Annotated in this window: 14 protein-coding genes and 1 tRNA gene; 5 read left to right on the top strand and 10 right to left on the bottom strand. The window is 36.0% G+C overall.

The genetic code is table 11. From position 1 onward, the window contains the following. The first annotated feature begins 63 nt into the window (after positions 1-63). The 3 genes from Q7C23_RS04225 (at position 64) to Q7C23_RS04215 (ending at position 4,797) form a co-directional block, all read left to right on the top strand. Positions 64-2,349 (top strand): GH92 family glycosyl hydrolase, encoded by a 2,286-nt coding sequence (locus tag Q7C23_RS04225; protein ID WP_375031329.1) that lies wholly within the window; start codon positions 64-66, stop codon positions 2,347-2,349. 4 nt (positions 2,350-2,353) lie between these two features. Then, positions 2,354-3,814: a glycoside hydrolase family 125 protein gene (locus Q7C23_RS04220; RefSeq protein ID WP_375031328.1), complete on the top strand. Its 1,461-nt coding sequence runs from the start codon at positions 2,354-2,356 to the stop codon at positions 3,812-3,814. Positions 3,815-3,894: 80 nt separating this feature from the next. Then, positions 3,895-4,797, top strand: a complete 903-nt coding sequence (locus tag Q7C23_RS04215; RefSeq protein ID WP_375031327.1) for an ROK family protein — start codon at positions 3,895-3,897, stop codon at positions 4,795-4,797. A gap of 237 nt (positions 4,798-5,034) precedes the next feature. On the opposite strand, the gene Q7C23_RS04210 is transcribed toward Q7C23_RS04215, so the two are convergent. From Q7C23_RS04210 to Q7C23_RS04170, 9 genes are all read right to left on the bottom strand, one after another. Further along, a complete protein-coding gene (locus tag Q7C23_RS04210; protein ID WP_375031326.1) occupies positions 5,035-5,550 on the bottom strand; it encodes a Crp/Fnr family transcriptional regulator in 516 nt (171 codons plus the stop codon). A gap of 220 nt (positions 5,551-5,770) precedes the next feature. Then, on the bottom strand, positions 5,771-7,783 hold the full coding sequence (locus Q7C23_RS04205; protein ID WP_375031325.1) for a hypothetical protein: 2,013 nt from the start codon (positions 7,781-7,783) through the stop codon (positions 5,771-5,773). Positions 7,784-7,919: 136 nt separating this feature from the next. After that, a complete protein-coding gene (locus Q7C23_RS04200) occupies positions 7,920-9,353 on the bottom strand; it encodes a hypothetical protein (protein ID WP_375031324.1) in 1,434 nt (477 codons plus the stop codon). A gap of 126 nt (positions 9,354-9,479) precedes the next feature. Next, positions 9,480-11,171, bottom strand: a complete 1,692-nt coding sequence (locus Q7C23_RS04195) for a RagB/SusD family nutrient uptake outer membrane protein (protein WP_375031323.1) — start codon at positions 11,169-11,171, stop codon at positions 9,480-9,482. 22 nt (positions 11,172-11,193) lie between these two features. Continuing rightward, the gene (locus Q7C23_RS04190; protein WP_375031322.1) at positions 11,194-14,403 is read right to left on the bottom strand and encodes a SusC/RagA family TonB-linked outer membrane protein; all 3,210 of its coding nucleotides are present in this window, start codon (positions 14,401-14,403) and stop codon (positions 11,194-11,196) included. Positions 14,404-15,033: 630 nt separating this feature from the next. Beyond that, complete coding sequence (locus tag Q7C23_RS04185; protein ID WP_375031321.1) at positions 15,034-15,774, bottom strand: sulfatase-like hydrolase/transferase; 741 nt, start codon at positions 15,772-15,774, stop codon at positions 15,034-15,036. Next, the gene (locus Q7C23_RS04180) at positions 15,749-15,979 is read right to left on the bottom strand and encodes a hypothetical protein (RefSeq protein ID WP_375031320.1); all 231 of its coding nucleotides are present in this window, start codon (positions 15,977-15,979) and stop codon (positions 15,749-15,751) included. Before Q7C23_RS04180 ends, Q7C23_RS04185 begins: the two co-directional genes overlap by 26 nt. 84 nt (positions 15,980-16,063) lie before the next feature. Further along, positions 16,064-16,537 (bottom strand): sulfatase-like hydrolase/transferase, encoded by a 474-nt coding sequence (locus tag Q7C23_RS04175; RefSeq protein WP_375031319.1) that lies wholly within the window; start codon positions 16,535-16,537, stop codon positions 16,064-16,066. Between the two features lie 23 nt (positions 16,538-16,560). Continuing rightward, positions 16,561-18,903: a family 20 glycosylhydrolase gene (locus Q7C23_RS04170; RefSeq protein WP_375031318.1), complete on the bottom strand. Its 2,343-nt coding sequence runs from the start codon at positions 18,901-18,903 to the stop codon at positions 16,561-16,563. An 878-nt stretch (positions 18,904-19,781) separates the two neighbouring features. Here Q7C23_RS04170 and Q7C23_RS04165 point away from each other — a divergent pair. After that, positions 19,782-21,440 (top strand): DUF3472 domain-containing protein, encoded by a 1,659-nt coding sequence (locus tag Q7C23_RS04165; protein WP_375031317.1) that lies wholly within the window; start codon positions 19,782-19,784, stop codon positions 21,438-21,440. 458 nt (positions 21,441-21,898) lie between these two features. Here Q7C23_RS04165 and Q7C23_RS04160 read toward each other — a convergent pair. Then, positions 21,899-21,970, bottom strand: a tRNA-Glu gene (locus tag Q7C23_RS04160). A 660-nt stretch (positions 21,971-22,630) separates the two neighbouring features. On the opposite strand from Q7C23_RS04160, the gene Q7C23_RS04155 reads away from it, so the two are divergent. Beyond that, positions 22,631-24,643: a M13 family metallopeptidase gene (locus tag Q7C23_RS04155; RefSeq protein WP_375031316.1), complete on the top strand. Its 2,013-nt coding sequence runs from the start codon at positions 22,631-22,633 to the stop codon at positions 24,641-24,643. Positions 24,644-24,893: the final 250 nt, after the last annotated feature.

Genomic DNA, 24,893 nt, shown 5'->3' with positions numbered 1-24,893 from the left:
ATTTAAGAGTTCAGATTTTAGAATAGCTTACAGCCTAGAGCTTAAAGCATAAAGCCAATACTTATGAAAATAAAGCATTTAATTTTTTTCGCAGTAACACAATTTTGTGCCGTTGCAAATGCCCAGGACAAAATCCTTGATCCGGTAGAATATGTCAATCCTTTAATGGGGACACAGTCTTTGCACAGTCTCTCAAACGGAAATACTTATCCGGCAATTTGCAGGCCTTGGGGAATGAATTTTTGGACACCCCAAACCGGTAAAATGGGAGATGGATGGGCTTATATTTATACAGCCGAAAAAATTAGAGGTTTTAAACAAACACATCAGCCATCACCGTGGATGAACGATTACGGTCAGTTTTCGATTATGCCGGTAACGGGTAAATTGGCTTTCGCCGAAGCAGACAGAGCAAGCTGGTTTAGTCATAAAGCGGAGGTTTCAAAGCCTTATTATTACAGCGTTTATTTAGCTGATTATGATGTTACTACAGAAATTACAGCAACAGAAAGAGCGGCACATTTTCAGATTACATTTCCGGAAAATGAAAAATCTTCTATTGTAATCGATGCATTCGATAAAGGTTCTTATGTTAAAATTATTCCTTCAGAAAATAAAATTATCGGTTATACAACTCGCAATAGTGGAGGCGTTCCTGCCAATTTCAAAAACTATTTTGTATTGGTTTTTGATAAACCTTTTGCTTCAAATTCAACATGGAATGATACAGGCTTGCAAAAGGACAAATTAGAATTACAGGACAATCACGCTGGAGCTGTTGTTGGTTTTAAAACCAAAAAAGGAGAAATTATTAATGTAAGAGTAGCCTCTTCTTTCATCAGTCCGGAACAAGCGGAACTGAATTTAAAATCAGAATTAGGAAATGTTTCTTTTAATGAAACCGTTGAAGCCTCTAAAAAAGAATGGAACAAAGTTTTGGATAAAATAGCCGTAGAAAGTAATAATGACGAGCAGCTAAAAACCTTTTATTCTTGTTTGTATCGCGCCACTTGTTTCCCTCAAAAACAATATGAAATAAATGCAAAAGGAGAAACGGTACATTACAGTCCGTATAACGGAAAGGTTTTACCAGGTTATATGTATGCCGGAACTGGTTTTTGGGATACTTTCCGCGCTTTGTATCCCTTGCTGAATTTGGTTTACCCTTCTATAAATAAAGAAATGCAGGAAGGTTTAATCAATGATTATAAAGAAGGAGGTTTTTTACCGGAATGGTCAAGTCCTGGTTTCCGAAATGTAATGGTTGGGAATAATTCGGCTTCTGTGGTTTCAGAAGCTTATATAAAAGGTTTACGTGGTTACGACATCAATACGTTATATGAAGCTTTAGTTCATGGTGCCAATAATGCCGGACTTATTGATGCTGTGGGGCGAACAGGTGTTTCATATTATAATACGTTAGGATATGTTCCTTATGATGTAAAAATTAATGAAAACGCAGCCAGAACATTGGAGTATGCTTATGATGATTTTGCGATTTGGAAATTGGCAAAGGCTCTGGATCGCCCTAAAAAGGAAATCAGTGTATTTGAGAAACGAATGATGAATTATAAAAATCTTTATAATCCTGAAATTGGTTTTATGAGTGGTAGAAATAAAGATGGAAGTTTTCCGAAAAATTTCAATCCGTTAAAATGGGGAGATGCTTTTACAGAAGGAAATGCAATGCACTACAGCTGGAGCGTTTTCCATGATATTCAGGGCTTGATTGATTTAATGGGCGGAGAGAAAAAATTTACCGCAAAATTAGACGCCGTTTTTACAACGCCTCCGGTTTTTGATGACAGTTATTACGGATCTGTAATTCATGAAATTCGCGAAATGCAGATTATGAATATGGGACAATATGCACACGGAAATCAACCTATTCAGCATATGATTTATTTGTATAATTATGCAGGTGAACCATGGAAAACACAATATTGGTCAAGAGAAGTAATGAACCGTTTATACAAACCAACTCCGGACGGTTATTGCGGTGACGAAGATAACGGACAAACTTCAGCCTGGTATATTTTCTCTGCAATGGGATTTTATCCGGTTTGCCCGGCGACAGACGAATATGTTTTGGGTGCTCCATTGTTTAAGAAATTAACACTGACATTAGAAAACGGAAAACAGTTCACTATAAATGCTCCTAAAAATTCAGAAACCAATAAATATGTTCAGGATTTAAAATGGAACAATGAAGACTATTCTAAAAACTTCATTAACCATTTTGATGTCTTAAAAGGTGGTGAATTAAATTTTGATATGACAAGTTCGCCTAATTTAGAAAGAGGAACTACCAAAAACGATTATCCCTATTCTTATTCAACTTCAAAATAATACTATGCAATCACGTAGAAAATTTATCAAAAATACCGGAATTTTTTCAGCAGGATTATTGGCGCTCCAAACAGATGTTTTCGGAATGCAGTCGGATGCTTTTAATTTTGCTCTTAAAGATTTTATTAGCAAAAGACCTCCATTAGCAGAACGAAAATTTACAAGTCCGGCCATTGAAGCAGCAATTAAAAGAGTTAAAAAACAAATTGCAAATCCGGAATTGGCGTGGCTGTTCGAGAACTGTTTTCCAAATACTTTGGATACCACAGTCGATTTTGAAATTATCGATGGAAAACCAGATACTTATGTAATTACAGGAGACATTGATGCAATGTGGCTTCGTGATAGTACAGCTCAAATTTGGCCGTATATTCCGTTTGTAAAAGAAGATAAAAAACTGGCAGAATTGGTAAAAGGCGTAATCAATCGTCAGGCAAAATGTATTTTGCTGGATCCTTATGCGAATGCTTTTTATAAAGATTTTACCAAAGAGAGTGAATGGAAAAACGACATGACCAGAATGCAGCCTGGAATCCATGAGCGCAAATGGGAAATAGACAGTTTGTGTTATCCTATTCGATTGGCGCACGGTTACTGGAAAGAAACAGGTGATTTAAGTTTATTTGACAGTAAATGGAAAGAAGCGATGTTATTGGTATTGCAGACATTCAAAGAACAACAGCGCTGGCATGATAAAGGGCCTTATACTTTTCAGCGTGAAACTGCCTGGGCAACAGATGGCGTACCTTTAGGCGGTTATGGATATCCTGTAAAACCTTGCGGCTTGATTGTTTCGACTTTTAGACCAAGTGATGACAGCACTTTGTTCGGATACTTGATTCCGAGTAATATGTTTGCAATTGAGGTATTAGGTTATTTAATCGAAATCTTCTCTTTGCCGTCACTGTTAGACAAGGACTTAGTGGCTAAAGCCAAAGAATTAAGAGAACAGGTTCAGAAAGGTTTAGAAGAAAACGGAATTATAGATCATCCGAAATTTGGTAAAATAATCGCTTTTGAAGTTAACGGTTACGGAAGTTTCCACATGATGGATGATGCCAATGTACCCTCATTATTATCATTGCCTTACCTTGGCGCGATTGAGCCGGATAGCCCACTTTATTTGAATACCAGAAAAGTAGTACTTTCAGAAAATAATCCTTTTTTCTATAAAGGAAAAGCGGGCGAAGGTGTTGGTGGACCGCATACAGGTGCAGATACAATTTGGCCAATGAGTATTGTTTTAAGAGCGATTACAAGTGTAGACGAAAAAGAGATTAAAGCTTGTATTAGTAATTTGATCAGGACAAATGCAGATACTGGTTTTATGCACGAATCATTTCATAAAGATGATGTGAATAAGTTTACCAGAAAATGGTTTGCATGGGCTAATACGCTTTTTGGAGAAATGATTGTACATACGAGCATTAAATATCCTCAGATTTTAAAAGATAAGAATATCTAAAATTAAAAATATAAAATTCACTATTAAAAGGTTAAGTCGTAAATGCTTAACTGGTTAGTAGTTCAATTCAGGAAAATAAGATGAATAAAGAATATGCCGTAGGAATAGATATTGGAGGAACACATATTACCGCAGCGATAATAGATATTGTAAACATGAAAGTGATTGATTTTTCATTGCATAAAGAATCATTTGATTCTAATTTGCCTGTGAAAGAGGTCATGTCTATTTGGGAAAAAGTGATTCGTACTTCAGTAGCAAATTCAAAAGTAGACGAGATAAAAGGACTAGCTGTATGTATGCCTGGTCCGTTTGATTATGCTAATGGACTCTGCTGGATAAAGGACCAATCAAAATATGAACATTTTTATGGTCTGAATGTTCGTTATTTATTTCAGGGTTCGCTTAATCTTTCCAATGAATTTCCGATTCTTTTTGAAAACGATGCAGTTTGTTTTGGAAAAGGGGAGGTCTTTAAAGATGAAACAAATCTTTCTAAAAAGGTAATAGCGGTAACGCTGGGAACCGGACTTGGAGCTTGTTTTATTGATAAAGGAGTTTCAATTGTTTCTGGAGAATTGGTTCCAACAGATGGTGAAATTTACAATCTTCCTTATAAAGATGGTATGGCAGAAGATTATGTTTCGGCCAGAGGTCTTTTGTCAGCATATAAGAGCTTAACAGGAAAAGATCTCAATAATGGATTGGAACTTTTTAAGCTGGCTGTCGCCGAAGATGAAGTTGCGATAAAAGTATTCGAAAAAATGGGAGAAGATCTGGCTGCAGTTGTAATTCCGTGGTTAGAAAAATTCGAAGCTGATAGTTTTATTATTGGTGGAAAGATTGCGAATGCGAGCGAATTCTTCCTGAAAAGTTTCAATAAAAAAGTAAAAGAATCAGGTCTTACCGTTACGGTTTCTGTTTCGACAGATAATGAAGTTGCTGCTTTATTAGGAGCTGCAAGTATGCTTTTTACCGTTTAATTTCCCTTTAAATTATAAATTCCAACGGATTCGAAAGTGTTTAGAGTCCGTTGGAAATATTGTATAGGGAAACTTAGTCCGGATTAATCCCTATCGTAAGAAAATAGGATTCCTGCTGTACCTCCAGTCTTAATAAACCACTTGATCTATGATAAGAAATGCAAAGGAAGAAAATGATATGGCAGGCCATTAACGATTGTTAATAGCAATTGAAATATATGTTTACTAAAATGATTTTTAGCTTTTGAAGCTTTTTCTGGCGAGTTCTTTTCGGATCCTCCTTAAACTTTCAGGGGTAATTCTGAGATAAGAAACAATCATTTGAAGCGGTACTCTCTGAGTAATTTTGGGATAGGTTTCTATAAAGTCTAAATATTTTTTTTCAGCGGAGGCCGATAGTAAATAATTTATTCTTTTCTGCATTTGTCTAATATTTCTCTGAAGTGCAAGGGAATTATAAGAGGAAAATTTTTGAGAAACCTGTAGGGCATTCTTAATAAAATCCTTGTGAGTATAAACAAGTTCAGCATCTTCAATTACGTCACTATATAATTCTGACGGCTCATCAAAATAAAAACTGCTCCTGTCTGCAATCCACCAATTTTCAGAAGCAAACTGAATAATATGATCTTTTCCCATTTCATCTACCGTATAGCAGCGCAAAATCCCTTTGCAAACAAAAAAGGCTCTGTTGCAAATTTGGCTTTCCTTTAATAAAACGGTTCCTTTTTTTACTTCAATTGAATAAACCAAATGTTCTAATTCTTTATACTCGTTTCTGTGAGGCCAGTAGTTTCTATGATATATTTTTTAAATTGCTCCTGCATTTTTTGTAAAGATTAGAAGTTTTAAATTACAAAAAATAATCCAATAAATTCGATTTAGATTCTGAATAAAATGGAGTAGCTGACATAAAAAAAGCTCCAAATTTCTATGAAGCTCTTCTTACTAAATATTTAAAAAGAATTAGTATTTAAAGATTGATAGTTACCGTATCTCCATCTTTAATGACCTTATTGAAAACTGTTTTTTTACCATCACTAATTGTTATTTTCAATTTCTGATTGACTCTTTCTACAGTAATATCAAAATCTCGTTCGAAGGCAAATACATGACGCAATTTCATAACGGGCCAGGACTTAGGAAGACGTGGTGTGAAATCGAAACTATGTAAGCCTGTTGGTCGGATTCCAAATAATCCTTCAGTAAAAATTCTGCAATACAAACCGCTTTCTGCTGAAAGATGGCGTTGATCTCCTTCCGGATAAGCTTCTACAGGATAAGGAACGTGGTCGCCCAATAAGCGTCGGTTTGAATAATAAGGTAAAAAGTCTAAAGCTTTGTCTGTTTCTCCAGCAGCCAATACACCTCTCAGCGCATATAAAGTAGAACGATCCCAAAATATCTTGTCACCCGCAACACTGGCAAGACCATCTTTTGTCCATAATCTTGGCGAAAATAAAGCGTCTATAGTTCCGTCTTTTCGATCATAAATCCCCATCGTAAGCGGAGTGCAGATCCAGGCTCTAAGAACATCATTTCCTTTATAGTATTTATAGGTTTCAAAACCTTCGACTTTAGAGCCAAAGTATTTTTCTATCGCTACTTTTAATTTTTCAGCCTCCGTTTTGTATGCTTTGAGTTGCGCTTCGTTTTTTCCTAAAGCTTTCCCCAAATAAACGGCCGAATTTAGTGCATCATAATATAAAGAAGAAGTATTTAGGTTAGCCTTTCCTGCTGGAAGACGTCCTTCCAATTCATCAGAATCTGAAGTTACCACACCGTCTGAATTTAGTTTTCGATGACAGTATTCCAGACACCATTCAATTAACGGCCATAATTGTTGGGCTTCACTTGTATTTCCTCTCGAAAGTGCGTAACGTGAAGCGCCATAGGCAATCATTGCTCCATCGCCACGATCCCCGGCTCCGTCCCAAATATCAGTTCCTTCTGCAACGATCGAACTCGGAATAGGTTTGTATTCTTTGTTCATGAATTTTGCAAATTGCAGATACGCATTCAAGGAAGCCTTATTGCCGTATTCATATCCTAAATAAGGAAAAAAGGGACCAATATATTCTGCCTGATCATTGGCCCAAATGGCAGCATAATACGATTCTCCGCCCGGACCATGCATAGGACCGCCTTTGGTTTGGAAAATACTTTCAGATGCCCGAATTTTCGCGAAAGCAAATTCGGTATTCAAAATAGGGTCAGGAGTTTCTAATATCAGCTTATTCCATATTTCATGGATTAAGTTGATACGCTTGTTTTTTTCTTCTTCTGCATTTACAACAGGAACTTGTTCGTTTGCTTTAACGCCCGAATAGAAAACAGAAAAGCTAATGGTTTCATTTGCCTGAAGATTAAAATTCCCCGAATTAAAAAGATTCACATTCACCGTATAACTGCCTTCTGTTCCTTTAGCAGGATCTGAAGTGTAAACTGTGTTTAATTTTGGAATTTCTACAACGCAGGTTTTATCAGAGGTATTTTTAAGGGTATAAATTTCACAATAACCTGCCAAAGTTGTTGATGGAAAAAATTGCCTGGTTAATTCAAGGGCATTATCAGATTTACTTTTAACAAGCAATGTTCCGTTAAGTGCTAATGAAACTACTTTTTCTTCCGTAATTGGTTTATAATTCACCGTAACCAGATCAAAAGCATCTTGTGCAAAACGCCGTGTAAAACTGGCGTGCGTATTATTCGGAATTGTTCTCAGCATAGGCCAAACCAGACTGCGGGTTGCATGGAAAGAACCATCTGCTGCGACACCATATCTTAGAACACAGGAGATTTTTTTGCCGCTCATTTCGATATGGTCGTCATGCGGAATGTTGTTGTTTATTTGCCAGGAAATACCACCATCAGAATCAATTTTCCAACGATTATCTTCCTGCGAAAATGCTTTACTTGTCATGAAGCAAAAAGCGACAACGGCAAATAGAATAGGTTTTCGACTTTTATTAAATATTCTCTTCATTAAATTTATTTTTAAAATGGTGTTGGTTAATGCTTTGTTTTGTATTATATAATTTAATTACCGCCAACAATTTTTTATCTATCGTCTTAGTAGTTTTGTTTTGTTGTTTTTGATAAATATTTTACGTGTTTTAGTATTACAGGAAAGATGCCTTTATTTTTTGTCCCGGATTTACCGGAACATCAATAAAGGTATAGGATTTTCCGTTATCATCTTTCGTGTGATTGGCGGTAATTTTTTTGTTGTTTATAAAGATAGCATCGTAATTTCCAGCGAACATAACTCTCCATTGTATCGGATTGTTGCCTTTGTTTTGAAGCGTTGTATTTTGATTTTCGTGTTTTACAGATAACACTGTGTTTAAAACAGGTAAATGGTCAACTTCGGATGTAATTTCGTTTTTACCGCGATATAAAGTTGTTATTGTATTTTTTGAAGCGTCAGGTTCTATTCCCATATAACCATGTACAATGCCTTCGATCACGCCGTAAGAGACTTCAGGATATTCTCTTCGTTTTGTTGCCGGATCAGTAAGGTGTAAAACATACTCATATCCTTTTTCTTCAAAACCATATTTGTACAGCAAAAAGGGTAGATAGGATAGATTTTCGATATTGGTTTTTTCTGAAATTATATGTTCAATTGTTTTTTGGGTTCGTTCTGTATTTGTCAAAGCGTCAAACCATAATAAAAAAAGTTCGCCTCCGTCTTTACTGAATTTCCCATCACTTGTATAAATGACATTATAAGTTGAGGTTGTATCATCCCACCAGACCTGTTCTATTTGTTGTTGGTATTTTGCGGCTTTTTTTTCGAAGATTTCGGCTTTTTGAATATCTCCTTTTTGTCTCAAAATAGAGGAATACGTTAGAAGTCCGCGGTAAATTGCTGCGACTAAATCAACACCCATTTTTAAGCCGTTTATCCCTTCAGAATAAGAGGCAAGTCCGCGACATCTATGGAAATCATCTTTTATATTAAAAGGAAAAGAAGGATTTGGAAACTCCGGTCTTGTTAATAAGGAATCAGCATCAAGTACCCAACGATCTATGTATGCTGTTGTAGATTTTTCGAAGAAATTTTCAAACTCCGGATTGTCTATATACGTTTTATCACCTGTCCATAAATACAGTCGCCAGCAAGCAAACATTACATCAAAATTACTATTAAGATTGTACCAAAATTCTTTGTCATTTCTGTAATCTTCGGGCGCAGGTTTTCCGTATTTATTAATTTCCCAGTAGGAACACCAGTCTTTATTTTCTGAAATGTTTTTGGCAAAAAGCGAAAGCATGTTCTTGTTTTCTTTATTTAATCCGAGTATTTCGGCGCCAATACTTTGATGTGATACATCACGCATGCAAAAAGCAGATCGGGAAGGAAGGGCTGCTTCATACCAGGGGCCAACGGGATCATTTGAGTTTCCTTTATAACTCAAAGCCATATTTTTTGCGCGGTTAAAAGCCAGTTCTATTGCCGGATCAGAGGATTTGAAAGTTGTTGTATTTTGGCCAAATGCATTGAAAAAGAAACAGCAATTAACCACTATAATTATAAATGCTTTTTTCATGTAGCTTGTTTCTATTATTTAAATAAATTTTAAAAGCAAACCCACACAAATAAAATGGTGGGTTTGCTAAGTTTCTACTAGTTTGATAAACTAATACTTTAGGTTTGGGACAAAAAAGAGAAACAATTAATTATAACCCGGATTTTGAACGAGACTTGTCCTGTTCGTTTCATCTCTCGGAATAGGCAATAAATAATGTTGAGGTTTAAAAATTCTGTCCTGAACTTTTGTGTAAGTATAGGTTTTTGTACCATCACCATTTTTGGTAATAATTACGCCCATTAAAGGTTTGTTTTCTGTTACGTCGGCAATTTTCCAACGACGAACATCATAATAACGGAATCCTTCTAAACATAATTCAACTTGTCTTTCGTTGCGAATTTTATTCTCTAAAGCTGTACCGGTTAAACCTGTCAACGGAACCGTAATTCCGGCACGTTGTCTGATTGCGTTTAAATATTGAATCGCCGTACCTTCGTTTCCTAGTTTGAATTCGGCTTCGGCATAATTCAGATAAATTTCACCTAAGCGCGAAATAATCCACGTTTTATTGGTTTGCGTCTCGCTATTGTAATTGTATGTTGTATCACAATATTTACGGAAAGTGTAACGTGTTTTACTGGCATTCCAGGTATCCCATCCTTGAGGAGAGTCTAGTCCGCCTTCATAAAATTCGGCTTTGTTTGAACTTCCTGCATCATAACGGTCCTGGCAGAACTCCGGTTTTCCGTAAGCACGGCCATCGTATACGATATTTTTGTAAAAACGGGGATCTCTGTTTACATAAGGTTTTTGTGGATTGTAACCAGATGTTGGATCCGTAATGTCTTTTCCGTCTGCGGTTCCGTAAGCGTCGATGTGACTCTGACTTGGTGCGAAGTTTGCCCATCCGTGAAAACCACTCGGAGAATTGAACATTTCCACACCATTAAAAGCACTCCATTGCGGGTCTTTACTAGACAAACGAGAGCAAATAATCTCTGAATTATTAGTAGTAAAAAGATCAGCATAGCTTTTATCATAAAGCTGATAGATGTTTAAATCAATAACAGCTTTTGCAGCATCAGATGCTTTTTTCCATTTTGAGATGTCATTAGTAGTATTCCATTGTGAGCTTGCAGCATAAAGCAATGCTCGTGATTTTATGGCAAGTGCAGCACCTTTTGTAATTCTTCCAAGGCTGGAAGTTGTTAAGGGTAATAATTCAGCAGATTTGTCTAATTCGGTAACGATAAAATCAATGCATTGCTCATAAGTACTGCGATCTACTTTAAAATTACTGTTTAGATCAAAAGGAACCGTAACCAAAGGAACTCCTCCGTAATCACTCGTAAGTTTGAAATAAGCATATGCTCGCAAAAATAACACTTCTCCTTTTAGTCTGGCGCGCCACGCATCATCTCCCGGAACATCATCAATTCTGGATAAAAAGATATTGCAATTTTGAATGGTAGCATAAGTAGGTTTCCAGATATCAAAATTACCTGCATTATCCGGAGTCAGAGCTCCCGAATTTAGGTTCCAAATATCATAATCATTAAAATTATTAAAAGCTTCATCGCAGGCCGTAGACAAAACCCAGCTTCTGTTGGTTCTGTCATTCCAGTTGTGCTGTGTGCTAGGCAATACGGTATAAAGATTGTTTGCGAAAGCTTCGGCAAGTTTCAGGTCGGTCCATACGGATGCATCTGTATAAGAATCCAATGGAACTTTGTCCAGAGGATCTTCGCTACAGGAAGTAAAAGATAGAATGGTGATGAAAGAGGCAAGGAGGAATGCCATCTTTTTTATTAGTTTATTGGTTTTATGATTTTTCATAATCTTTATTTTTTTTGCGATATTATAATTGAATACTTACGCCTATTCTGTAAATACGGGTCTGTGGATAATTTACTCCTGTGGTATTGTTCGTTTCTGGATCAAGGTTGTATTGTTTCATATGGTCGAAAGAAAACAAGTTTGTTCCTCCGGCGTAAAACCTCACGTTTGATACTCCAAATTTTGAAAGTGCATTTTCAGGTAAAACATAAGATACTTCTAATGATTTTAATCTAAAGAAAGACGCATCTCTCAACCAGAAGTCAGCCGGAATATTGTTTCTATTATCTGAATCATTGAAGGCTACAGGATATTTAGAATTCGGATTATCTGCGGTATATCTGTCATTGTACAACCATGTTGGTGGTGCCACTATTGCGCCTTGCGCTTGCGGAAGAATCATTTGTTTTGCTTTTGATTGTCCTGTCCAAAGCATGTCGATAGAGAATCCTTTATACTCCGCTCTCATCGGAATACCGTAAGCGATTTTTGGCGTAGCCGATTGTGGAATTCTAACCTGGTCATTAGTAGTTATACTACCATCTCCGTCTGTATCTTTTACCCAAAGATCTCCAGGTTTTGCCCCTTCAAAATGTGCTGAATTGTCAACATCTGCCTGTGTGCGGTAAATGCCATTGGTTTGGTAAACCATCCAGGAATCGATAGCTTTTCCGGTTGATTTTTGCCATTGCGGGATATTAGGAGCTTCGTCGCGAAACAACACTTCACTTTGTGCATACGTAAAGTTTAGACCAATACTGTATTTGAATTGGTGACCCATGTCAGCATAATTTACAGACCAGTCAGTACCTCTGTTAACAGTTTCTCCAATGTTTTCTTTAGGAAGCGCCAATCCTGTATACAAAGGCACAGATGCATTTCTTGCCGTTAAAATATCAGATCTTTTATTGCTGAAATAATCAAAAGTTGCTGTTAATTTATTATTGAAAAATCCAAAATCAAATCCGATGTTTTTTGAATCCTGAACTTCCCAGGTTATATTAGGGTTAGGAGTAGCTGAAAGATAGATACTGTTGTTTAGCGTATAATCGGAACCAAAATAACTGTACAGCTGTTGATCTGTAATTAGCTGATATCTGGTTAAGAAAAGATATTGATTGAGTTGATTGCCGCTTCTCATATCATCATTCCCCATTTTTCCCCATGAAGCTCTTATTTTAAGCTGATCAATTGCTTTGATATTATTCTTGAAAAAGTCTTCTTCAGATATTTTCCAACCTGCAGATACTGAAGGAAACATGCCCCAACGTGTAGAAGAAGGGAAATTGAAAGATCCGTTGTAACGCGCAGAAACTTCAGCAAAATATTTGTTGTCAAAGTTATAAGCAACGCGGCCTAAATAACTTTCTCTTCCGTCCTGATAAGCACTGCCCGTCGCATTTTGTCCCTTAGTACTTCCGGTAAAAATTTGGTCTAATTTATCACTCAGTAAATCTCTTCTGAAAGCATACGTTTCGGTTTTGTCCGTAGTAGTTTGTTCGTATCCAACAAAAGCATTAAAGGAATGTTTGTTAAATTTACGATCGTAGGCTAATTTTGCGAAATAGGTATTTTGATTGGCAATTTGCTCATCCTGCATAACGCTTGTTATACTAGTGCTGTTTTTTACGTTATTGTAACTGTCATTTGTTTTATCGTACGAATAAGCATCCCAAGGTTTTGTGAATTTCTTTTGACTGCGAACATTATAGTCAAATGCTGCATATCCGCTTAAAGAAAGGCCTTCCGTAATTTTTGGTAATTTAAGATCGAATCCAATTTTTGGGTTTACAATGAGGTTTATCACTTTGTCATAACCAGCAGCCGAAGAAGACATCAAAATAGGGTTTCTTCCGTTTGCAATTCCTGAAGACGGAGAACCATTTTTCCAATAGGCCGGAATAAAAGGATACATACTAACGGTCTCGTGCATGATACTTCCTATACTTACAGCCGGGTAATTTCGGTCTTCTCTTCGTGTAGCAATGTCAAGGTTTACTTTTAAGTTGGATGAAATATTAACATCAATATTCGATCTAAGATTGAACTGTCTGTAGCGCTCATCGCTGTTTCTAAGATTACTTTCCTGGTTTAAATATTGACCAGAAAAGAAATATTTCACTTGTTCCGTACCACCATTTACGGACATAGAAACGTTCGATTGCGGTGCATCTTTTCTATAAACTTCCTTAAGCCAATTGGTGCTGGTATAATTAGGATCGTTTCCGGCTTTGTATTTGTCTATTTCAGATTGCGCGTACGGAAGTGTGGTTCCCTTGTGAGCATTAAGTTCGTTGTAATACGTCATGTATTGCCATGAATTTACTTTTTCATCCATTCGGGTTAATTGCTGAACACCATGGGAGCCATCAATTTTGATCGTTGGCGCGCTCACTTTACCTCTTTTCGTAGTCACTAAGATTACTCCATTTGCAGATCGAACACCGTAAATTGCGGCCGATGCGTCCTTTAAAACCGTAACCGATTCGATATCATCCGGATTGATTCTGTTTAAATCACGATCCGGAATACCATCTACGACTACCAGAGGGCTGGTTCCACCTCCAAAAGAGTTAAATCCTCTAATTAGAAGGCTTGAACTGTCATCACCAGGTCTTCCCGAACGATTATTGGCAATAACACCAGACATACGTCCTGCAATACCATTTGAAACGTTTGCAGATGCGTTTTGTGTCAATACTCCACCTTTGATAGAAGCAATTGCTCCTGTTGTAGAGGCTTTTTTCTGAGTACCGTATCCCACAACAACTACCTCATTCAGGGTTTGATTTTCTTCTTCCAGTTGAATATTTAAGCTGTCAGCAGCTCTAACTTCTTTAGTTACAAAACCCGTAAATGAGATAACAAGAATGCTATTGGAGTCCGGAACATCAATGGAGAATTTACCATCGAAGTCTGTAGTCACGACGTTATTGGTTCCTTTTACAAGTATGTTAACGCCAGGCAGGGGTTCTCCTTTTGAGCCTGTTACGGTACCTTTGATCGTTTTTTGAAAGTTTGATAAAATAGTTTCATTCTTTGTTCCTGTTTCTGTGCTCCCCGTGGATGGAGTGTTATGTAACTTTAGGAAAAAATTGCTGTCTTTTGATTCTGTTGCTGCAGAAACTTGCAGGGTCATAGCTAACAGAAATCCAGGTGTCAATTTGGTAAACTTCCAGATTTCAGAAGTAAGCCAAACAGTTGTTGGTTTGTCTTTGATTAATAATTTCATGTTTTGTAAAAATGGTTTTTGGTTAGTAATTTACTTTCTCGTTTTCGTGAAAGACAATAAAATGTGAAAACCAAAATTAGAAATGTTTCCTCGTCAGCACATACCAGTACCTACCAGTTTTTTAAAATATGCATAAAAAAGGATTGTATTTTAGTGTAATATGGAAAAAAAAGTGGGTAATATATGAATATAAGACAATAATCATAGTTTTTAGAAAGTAATGGCTTTTATTCAATATTTTATTTATCAGAATAAAATATTTACGCCCAAAGGATCACTTTTTAAAATTTCAAAAGTGGATAATATAGTATCAGAATTAATTTTTCAGGAAATTTTATTAGCAATAAAAAAAATAGTGCTCTAATGACCATACCAGTAACCAAATAGGATTTTATATGTAAGACTAAGCTTGCTTAAATTTTATGCGCCTAAATTCAAATCTGATTTTAAATCGATAAAAAGAAAGATTTCTGGAAAAAGGAAAGAAAAATGTCAATCATTAAACTAAGTTTTTTATTCTAAAAATTCAGTTTTTCGTGTGTAAAGATTGTATTTATTTGATTTTTAATGATTTATGTATGTTTTGAAAAGGTTAAAAAAAACTCCAGATCTCTCTGAAGTTTTATCTTATTAGTTAATGAATTCCCATACTTTAATTTGTGCACCAGTATGTTCTTTTTTTACTATTTCCTCAAACTTTTTCACCAATTCAGGATGCTGGGCGGCAACATCAACAGACTCTTTTTCGTCACTTTTTAGATTATAGATTTCCCATGGAGCATTTTTATTTTTCTTCATGTTGCTTTTTACACCTTTCCAGTCTCCAAGGCGAACAGCTATCTGGCCTGTCTTTTCTGAGAACTCAAAATAAAGGTATTCATGTTTTTTCTGATCATTTGATTTTCCTTTTAGTTCTGGCAAAAATGAAATTCCGTCAGTATTCGTTTTCTTCTGACCGTTTAAATCAGCTATTGTAGCAAAAAAATCAATTTGAGAACTAATCAAATCGCTCGTTTTGCCAGCCGGAATTTTCCCTGGCCATTTTGCAATAAAAGGGATACGTATTCCACCTTCGTACAAATCGCCTTTTGTACCTCTTAATCCGGCCATACTGTTGAAATATGTCGGATCGAAACCTCCGGTTTTAAACGTTGCACCGTTATCACTGCTGAACATTACAATTGTATTATCGTCTAAGCCAAGCGCTTTTATTTTTTCAAGAATTATTCCGACCTGAGCATCCAGATAAGAAACCATTGCTGCATAAGTCGATTTTGGATATAGAGTAGCAGCGTAGCCATTATTTCCATAATAAGGCTGCTCATCAAATTGTCCTTTGTATTTATTAATCCATTCTTCCGGAGCTTGCAAAGAAACGTGAGGGAAGAGTATAAGCCAGGTACAAAAAGAACGGTTTATCTTTGTTTTTATCAATAAATCCGATTGCTTTTTCGGTCATTTTTTCGGGAGCATATACTTTTCCTTTGAATGCATCAAAATCGGCAGGAGTCGCCGTTTTTGGATCTAATGCTTTTTTGTGTACATAGATGTAAGGTTGTCCTAAATCATCTTTCACCGTATACCCCTTTGTATTTTGGTTTAGATAATCCTCACCAAAACTTTCCCAAAGATGAGAAGGGTAAAAATTATAAGACTGCTTTTAGTCAAAATAGCCATAGAAATAATCAAATCCCTGTTTCGTCGGCATTCCTTCGGTATCATTGTAGCCCAATCCCCATTTACCAACAAGGGCAGTTGTATAGCCTTTTAATTTTAATAATTCGGCAACCGTAAAAGCTTTTGCTTCTAAAGGCAATTGTCCTTTTTCATTTTCATCGGTAAAATCGCCAAACTCATAATTTCCACGGATATACGCGTGACCGGCATTTTTACCCGTCATTAACATACATCTTGAAGGCGCACAAACTGGCGCGCCGGCATAATGCTGTGTAAACTTTATTCCTTCTGATGCCAGTTTATCGATATTGGGAGTCTTAATCACTTTCTGACCGTAACAGCCCAATTCTCCATATCCTAAATCATCGGCATAGATGTAAATGATATTTGGTTTTTGCTGAGCAAATAGTACACTCGTTATCAGGCAAGTCAGTATTGTTTTTAAAATGGTATTCATAAATTTTCTAATTTATAAAATAGTTACTCCTCTTCTTTTATGGCTTGAATTTGTACTTCAGATAAAATCTGGTTGAATACTTTTAAATCCTTCATTTTTCCAATAAAAGAATTTTTGCTGTCCCCAATTTGATCTAGTGGAAAAAATAATGTCTTCATAATCCAAATCGAATCCGTTTTGATGCCTGTTGGAATTTTTTCACGCTCTAATTTTTTAACCAGTTTACCATTTAAATAGAGTGTAGTGGAGTTATTGTCTCCAGAAACCGCAATGGTGCTCCATTTCTTTTCAGGAATTTCAACTCCAAAATCGTAATCTTTTCCCTCATGAGAAAACCCAAAATTGGACGTTTTGCCTTGCTTTAGTTTAACAACTGCATGATTTGATTGAAAAACAATGGCATCATCAGCATTGTTTTCTGATGGATTAATTTTAAAAACAACGGTATAATTATATCCAATTTCGGGATAAGGAAGTTTAACCTGACTGCTATTGCTCTTAAAATTTAAAACTTTTCTGTTACCCTCTTTTTCATAGAAAACCTGGTTTATGTTTTTGATCGCTTTATCGCTGCCCTTCATTTCGTAATTGACAACCAAAGCATCTTTACCGGAAATTTTCCCTCTCAAATTCAATCCCGGACCCTCGTTTATGGATTTCACCTTATCTGAAAAAGCATTAAAATTTACTGTTCTATTTTCTCCGCTCCACATTTTCTCACTTAGCACTTGTAATGCAGGGAAAACTCTGTCCGTAACATCCTGAGCCGTAATGCCATTTTTTGAGATATCATTCCATACGGCAAACATTCCACCTCTTATAAAAGGGTCTCCCATCTTAAAAACCACATCGCCAACTGCTACCGGCTCCCATTTTTCATATAAATATTTCAAGTTCAGATAATCGTAATAATAGCCCGCAGCAGGTACAATATAAAGATAACCATCTGGTGTACTGATAAGCGGATAACCCAATTCTTTCATTTTCAAAGGATCAGCATAACCGTTATACCAGGCATTCATTGTCACGCCTTTTGAGGTAACTGGTGTCACCCCTTGAGCATGTGTCAAAGCACCCCAAACTCTTACATCTTTACCAAACGTTTGTACATATTTTATAAAATGATCTGTAAATTTTCTGAAGGGTTCAGCTTCTTCTTTGGCATATTCGTCAGTTCCAATATGTACTTCCTTAAAACGAAATACAGGATTTTCTCCTTCCAAATATTCTCTGAATATATTTTCTACGATGGTATATGTTTGAGGATTCTTTATATCGAGATGATCTTTACCATATTTTTGGCTGGCAATTTGTGGAAACGCTTTAGAAATAGCAAGAGAATGTGCAGGAACGTCAATCTCAGGAATAATATTTATTCCGTAGCGCTCAGCCAATACTTGTAAATCGATAAATTCTTTCTTAGTGTAGAATTCGCCCTTTGTAGGCAGGTTGGGATATCGTTCACTTTCCAGCCTAAAGCCGCTATAAGTACTATCCCAATCGTTGTTGTAATGTTTTGCGAAAGCATTATCACTTAGGTGTATTTGAAAATCACCCATTTTATAGTAGGACATTAACTTTACGTAATCTCTTAAAAACTCAATCTTAAAATATTTTCGTCCGACATCCAATAAAAAACCTCTTACTTCATATTTAGGATAATCTCTCGAAATTCCTTTAGGCAAAGAACAATGTTTTGCATCTTGTTCTACTATTTGCAAAAAAGTTCGTGTTCCCCAAAATGCCCCTTTATATTGAGCAGCATTAATAGCAACATAATCACGAATAGAAAGAGAATAACCTTCCGTTCCCAATTCGTCATTCTTTCCATCCAAAGAAATAAAAATATCCCCGGCTTTTGGTTTGCCGACAAGAATTTTTGGTTTTATAGCGCACAGTTTATCTAAATCGTCCTGAAAAATTTTCGCAGCCTGCATGAGTGTTACTTCCTGTTTTGCATCTACTACAATTCTTGATTTTGTTGTCAACGTAAAATTTCCTTCGTCTCCATGCCATTCCCTCAAGGACGGAATCACAAAAGGTTTTGTATTCTTTCCCTGATTATGGTAGGTTCCTTCAACGTTTACAACAGATGGAATTTCCATAAAAGAACCGTTGTCTTTTTTAACAGCCTTAAACAGAAGATTAACCGTCATGTCCTGCAACGGAGTAAAAACAGTTCCGGATTTGGCTATAACCGAAAGATTATCTGAACCGATTAATTCCAAACTAAAACCTTCAGGGCATACTGGTGTTTTGTAGGCTGAGGTCGTTTTTGAAACAGTTGGTACAAATACTGTCTTTTCTACAAAAAAAATCGAATCTGACTTCGACATTTTAGATTGTGGAAGTGCGTGTATTGACATTAAAAAAAGGCTTATAACGATCAGACAATGTTTGTAATTCATCTTTAATTTTTGTTTTGGAAGATTAGTTTTTCACTTCTATTATTTCAACTTTAATTAGTTTTCTAAAAAAATTAAAAATTGAATTAAAATCGTTGCTTGAATCCTTATAATTTGAAAATAAAGCAAGGATTTTTAGATTTCGATGACGAATATATAGGTTATTTTTCAATAAAAAATGAAAATGAAGAAAAATGTGCTCGAACACATTTTTGTAAACTACAAAAAAAAGATGTTGAATTCAGGTTAACATCTATGAATATTTTTAGTTCTGTAAAGCAAATTGATTTTTTTTAAAGTTGCACTCTCTAAAGTAAATATCTTATTTTTCTTATAATTGCTGAAGACGAAAAAATTTCACAAAATTTGAAAATGCAGGTGATTGCCTGATTTATATGTGTTCGAGCACATTAATTTAATGTGCTCGAACACATATGTTTGTGTTTTTCTTTTTTTATTAATAAAAAATATATAGTTTAGCTGCTAAATAAGAGTATATTCTTATGTTTTCTTGTGATAAATGTGGTTTTAATGAGTTTTTATTGCGGTTTTAAGATGTTTTTAAAATAGATATAAATACGTAGAAGGCTGTTGTTTTGAAGTCGTCTTACAATTGGGATATTTACAGGAAATGTCTATGGAGAGAGAAATAAAAATAGGGATATTTAAATAGAACTTTAAGAGGTTTTATCGGTCGGAGAGTAAACAAATAAAATATAGCTGGGGTACATAATTACAATTTTATGGTCTTCATTGTTATACGTTTTTTTGAAAAATAATGAATTGTATTTTTTTATGCATTAATAAAATAATAGTAACCATTAACAAACCTTAAAACTATGAAAGTAACCATTTTTTTTCCGCGGCCTCTGAAGGCTCTGTTTTTTCTTTTTTGTACACTGATGTCTTGTCAGGAAGACAGCAACCTTAAAAGCCCAGCACTAGCCCAATCGGGCAAAGATGCAGCCAAAACCGCAAAGGTAAGTGGTGAGAATGCAGCCCCATCAGAACACCTTTACTTTTCTTTTGCCTCAGATGCTATTGTTAAACTGCACAGAATAAAAATTACACAATCAGCCAATACAGAGTATTTCTCAGTTCATAATTATTCTGGAGGTTATGCGGGGCTGCAGCAAACACCCGATACTTCTTTTGGAACCCCAAATATTCTCATTTCTTCGCTTTGGGATCCCAACACCCTGGGAGGAATTTATTCGGAAGTGGCTTACACCGCTGATGGAACTATAAGCAGCAGATTCGGTGGAGAAGGTGATGGGTACAAAACCATTAATCCTTACCAATGGACGCTTAACACCTGGTACAATATTGCACTCAGGGCATGGAAATTAAATGGAAAATTGTACATAGGTACCTTTATCCAAAATCAAAGTACCGGAATCTGGTTCCACACTTCTACATTGGCCATTCCTGAGCGAACTACTTTTTTAGGAGCAGGCAACGACGCCTTTTTAGAGAATTGGGATGGAACTAATACAGCTCATGATGGCAGTTTTGTAAGGAAAGCTTTTTTTAAAGATTGCTGGAATCTAAGCATAAACAATACCTGGGAAAAGCATACCAGCAGAAGTTTTAGTGCTAATGCCGGTGATGAAGGAAGAAATGGTATATACGACAGAGCCTTCAACTCGGGTTATGATGCGACAGAAGATGCCTATTTTATGGAGCATGGCGGGAATGTCCAGCCCAGCGCAGCATTTGGCACAGGACGTACATTATCACTTCCGGCGCAAAGCAGCCAGGGTACCGCTCCTGTTTTAACCGTTGGCCAACTCCAAGGAGCCACAGCCAGTAGTAGCGGGAATACCGTAACGGTAAACTGGACCAACGTTTCAACCAAGAGCCCACAATTCTCTTCGAAAGTAGAATTGCTTGATGCGTCAGGAGTGGTAGTGAGTACGATAAATGAGGTGTTGCCTCAAAAAAGATCTGCTTCAATTAGCAGTACACTAGGCACGGGTACTTATTCTGTTAGAATTACCCTTACAGATATTTTTAACCAAGTTTCTCCAGCTTTAACAGTACCGGTTACACCTGGTATATCTGGAAGTACATGGTATAAAATTAAAAATGCTTCGAGTGGTCTTTACCTGGCCCTGGAGAATAACAGTACTGCCAATAGTGCTTTTCTTGTGCAAAGCACGAGTGTAAGCACCAACGTGCAAAAATGGAAGTTTACTACTCAAGGATCGACGTATGTAATTGTTAATGCCAATAGTAATAAGGCGCTTGATATCTCAGGTGGTATACAAACCTTGGGAGGGAATATTATTCAGTATACCATTTCAAATGGCACTAATCAACAATGGAAGTTAATTCCTGCCGGCACCAACAAATATGTAATTCAAAGTAATCTATCGAATCATTATGTATTGGATAATCCAGGAAGCAGCACAACAAGTGGAACTAAGATTGTTCAATACAGTATTAATGGCACGACCGGCAGTCCAAACCAACAATGGATACTCGAAGCGCAGTAAATGAACAAATTTACAGCTGCAAGTGCAAATATTATTAATAGTGATATGAAGACAAAGTTTTTTAAATAATAGTTGGTTCTTTTTTTAAATCGAGTTAGTACTCTTTATCTCCTGTAAAGCCACTCCTTCAAAAGAGTGGCTTTTTTTGGATTAACTTAGATGATGTGGGGAGACATTATACATTTCATACTGCTTAATTATTTTTTAACGCAGAGAACTCAAAGGTTTTTCACAGAGTTCACTAAGATTTACACAATCTAAGTCCGCAAAGCTTTGTGAACTTTGTGTTTTTACTAAACTTAGCATATTTAAAAAACTTTGCGTTTTCTGTGGTATTTTTTTTTCTCCCCAGAGGTTTTAGGATTGATCCTTTCTTTGGATTATGCGGAGCATGAAATTAGATTAAATTTACTGCATAAAAAAAGCTTCAGAGAGATCTGAAGCTTTTTGTTAGCTAGTAGCCCGTAGCGGAATCGAACCGCTCTTACATGGATGAAAACCATGCGTCCTAACCGATAGACGAACGGGCCTGCTTTTGTAATGCGGGTGCAAAAATGCAAATAATTTTAGAATACACAAAAAATTTTTTTCAGGAAATTGTTTTTAGCTGTTCTGAACTTATCATATTTCGAAATTTCTATCGTAGATAAATTCGGGAAATTAAAATGTATTTGTTTGATTAATAATTCGTTGTTTTGGATGAAAAATGGAAGGAAAGCAGTTTTTTTTCATCTTTTCATTAAAAAAGAAGATTTTCAAAAAAAACAAAAAATATTTGTTTTGAGAGAATATTCTCTAGGTTTAGGCTATTTTCAGAAGCGCTTTTCATGAAAAGCAGCGTAAATTTTAATTAGCAAAAAACATCTGAAAAATATATTAGGTTTGAAGTAGGGGAGTTATGAGTTTTTTTAAAATTACACTTGGTAGAAATGACGCAAAGTGAGTCCCAAGGCTTTTCGGACTGCGTAGCATGAATTAGAACATTTAGTAGAGCAGGGGATTACTAGATTAACTATAAATGTCTGCCTATAATTCTGACTTTTATAAGTTGTGTTTCTTATAAAAACTTTAGAATTAAAAACTGAATTCGTATATTGTTCTGCTAAAATTAACTATGCCAGATATATACATTTTAAAATATCTGCCTTCAAACTTTTTTTCAGTTCATTTTAATAGAAAAAATCTAGATTATGAAAAATTCATTAATACTATTCATTGCGTTCTTAGCTTTTACATCGTGTTCAAAACATGAAGGAAAAAAAAATATTGCTATCACTGGAATAGATTCCACATTGCGACCTGGTAATGATTTTTTTAAATATGTAAATGGTAAATGGTATGATTCTGTTGCAATACCCGCATCTCAAGCCGGAGTTGGTGCCTATATGTTTATGAATTACCCACAACGAATGCGTCTGCAAGGAATATTGGACAGTATTTCACAAAGCAAGAATCCAGCCGGAAGTATTGAGCAAAAGGTCGGAGACTTTTATGCATCAGGTATGGATACAGTAACCATTGACAAACGCGGTTATGCACCTATCAAACCCTTGCTTGCCAAAATTGAAGCAATTAGTGATTTACCATCCTTAATGAACTTTGTAGTTAATGAAGAAAAAGTAGACAATTCTTCTATTATAGGTTTTGGAGTGGGACCAGATGATAAAAACAGCAGTATGAATATTGCCCAAATCTATCAAACAGGTATCGGCTTGCCTGACAGGGATTATTATTTCAAATCAGATTCATCAACTGTAGCCATACAGGAAGCTTACAAAAAATACCTTACTACTTTGTTTCAACAAACAGGAAGCAATGCCAAAGAGGCTGAAAAGAATGCTAATTTGGTTTACGATATTGACAAACAACTCGCCGTTTCACATAAAACAAAAGTTGAACTTCGGGATGTGCAGGCAAATTATAATAAAATGGCTGTGACAGATCTTGTAAAAAGACATCCCAACATAGACTGGACTACTTTTTTAAATAATTTAGGCGCTAAAACCGATTTCATTAATGTAGGCCAGCCAGCCTATTATGATGCTCTTAATAAGCTCTTAAAAACGATCCCCATTAATAATTGGAAAGTTTACCTGAAAGCAAAATCTATAGAAAGATATGCAGATGATTTAAGTAAACCTTTTGTAGATGCCTCATTTGAATATACCAAAGTACTTTCTGGTCAGGCTGTTCAAAAATCACGTGGTGAAAAAATGGCTAGTGTCCTTGACACGTACTTAGGCGAAGCATTGGGTCAATTGTATGTAAAGAAATATTTTTCAGAAGATGCTAAAAAACGTATGTTAATCCTTGTGAATAATTTGCAAAAAGCGTATGCCAAAAGAATTGATAAATTGGAATGGATGAGTCAAATCACGAAACAAAAAGCTAAAGAAAAATTGGCAGCCATGACTAAGAAAATAGGATATCCGGATAAATGGAGAGACTATAGCAATGTGCATATAGCCAGACAAACCTATTTTGAGAATATGGTTTCGGCCGCTGCGGCTGCCTATCAATTTCAATTGGCAAAATTGGGCAAACCAGTCGATAAATCAGAATGGTATACCACAGTTCCAACAGTTACGGCATATAACAACCCTACTGCAAATGAAATTGTTTTCCCTGCGGGTATTTTACAACCCCCATATTTTGATAATAATGCAGATGATGCACTAAATTATGGAGGTATCGGAATGGTTATAGGTCATGAAATAACCCATACTTTTGATGATCAGGGCGCTCAATATGACAAGGATGGCAACTTAAAAAACTGGTGGACAAAAGAGGATTATGCACAGTTTAAGTCAAGAATACAACAGGTTATTAATTTGTACAGTACCTATACCGTTTTAGGCGATCTACACATTAATGGCGCAATGACAGTTGGCGAAAACACGGCAGATATTGCCGGAATAGCAGTTGCTTATGATGCTTTTAAAATGACTAAAGAAGGACAAGGGAATACAAAAATTGATGGTTTTACTCCAGACCAGCGCTTCTTTATTTCTATAGCCAAAATATGGAGGGTAAAAATGAAAGACGAGTTCCTGCGTTTGTGGATTAACAATAATCCGCATTCTCCACCAAATTGGCGTGTTAATGGTCCTTTAATGAATACTACTCCTTTTTATGAAGCATTTAATGTACAACCTGGAGATAAAATGTTTTTGCCAAAGAAAGACAGAATAACAATTTGGTAATACCCTCGCTCTGCGAGGTGTTTCTCCAGTTTGCGCGAGCATCTCACTGGTGAACGCAACTGAAGTTGACAACGAGGGGTGAACTAAAACAAAACTCCAGATTTCTCTGAAGCTTTGTTTTAGTTGTGGAAAGTATTCAAATAGTTAAGCAGTTTTTTTGAAGATTGCTATAGTAATACCGACTGCGTCTCCCGATGATTTATAAAGAAAAAATATAGCACTATCACATGTGTCGACCCTAATTTGGGTA

The sequence above is a fragment of the Flavobacterium sp. LAR06 genome (assembly GCF_041946075.1).
Lineage (GTDB): Bacteria > Bacteroidota > Bacteroidia > Flavobacteriales > Flavobacteriaceae > Flavobacterium.
Note: the sequence above shows the minus strand (reverse complement) of the source record. Positions and strands in the feature narration are given on the sequence as shown.

Coding starts and splice junctions, on each gene's coding strand:
- Q7C23_RS04225 (WP_375031329.1), top strand. CDS start 64: ATGAAAATAAAGCATTTAATTTTTTTCGCAGTAACACAATTTTGTGCC.
- Q7C23_RS04220 (WP_375031328.1), top strand. CDS start 2,354: ATGCAATCACGTAGAAAATTTATCAAAAATACCGGAATTTTTTCAGCA.
- Q7C23_RS04215 (WP_375031327.1), top strand. CDS start 3,895: ATGAATAAAGAATATGCCGTAGGAATAGATATTGGAGGAACACATATT.
- Q7C23_RS04205 (WP_375031325.1), bottom strand. CDS start 7,783: ATGAAGAGAATATTTAATAAAAGTCGAAAACCTATTCTATTTGCCGTT.
- Q7C23_RS04200 (WP_375031324.1), bottom strand. CDS start 9,353: ATGAAAAAAGCATTTATAATTATAGTGGTTAATTGCTGTTTCTTTTTC.
- Q7C23_RS04195 (WP_375031323.1), bottom strand. CDS start 11,171: ATGAAAAATCATAAAACCAATAAACTAATAAAAAAGATGGCATTCCTC.
- Q7C23_RS04190 (WP_375031322.1), bottom strand. CDS start 14,403: ATGAAATTATTAATCAAAGACAAACCAACAACTGTTTGGCTTACTTCT.
- Q7C23_RS04175 (WP_375031319.1), bottom strand. CDS start 16,537: ATGAATACCATTTTAAAAACAATACTGACTTGCCTGATAACGAGTGTA.
- Q7C23_RS04170 (WP_375031318.1), bottom strand. CDS start 18,903: ATGTCAATACACGCACTTCCACAATCTAAAATGTCGAAGTCAGATTCG.
- Q7C23_RS04165 (WP_375031317.1), top strand. CDS start 19,782: ATGAAAGTAACCATTTTTTTTCCGCGGCCTCTGAAGGCTCTGTTTTTT.
- Q7C23_RS04155 (WP_375031316.1), top strand. CDS start 22,631: ATGAAAAATTCATTAATACTATTCATTGCGTTCTTAGCTTTTACATCG.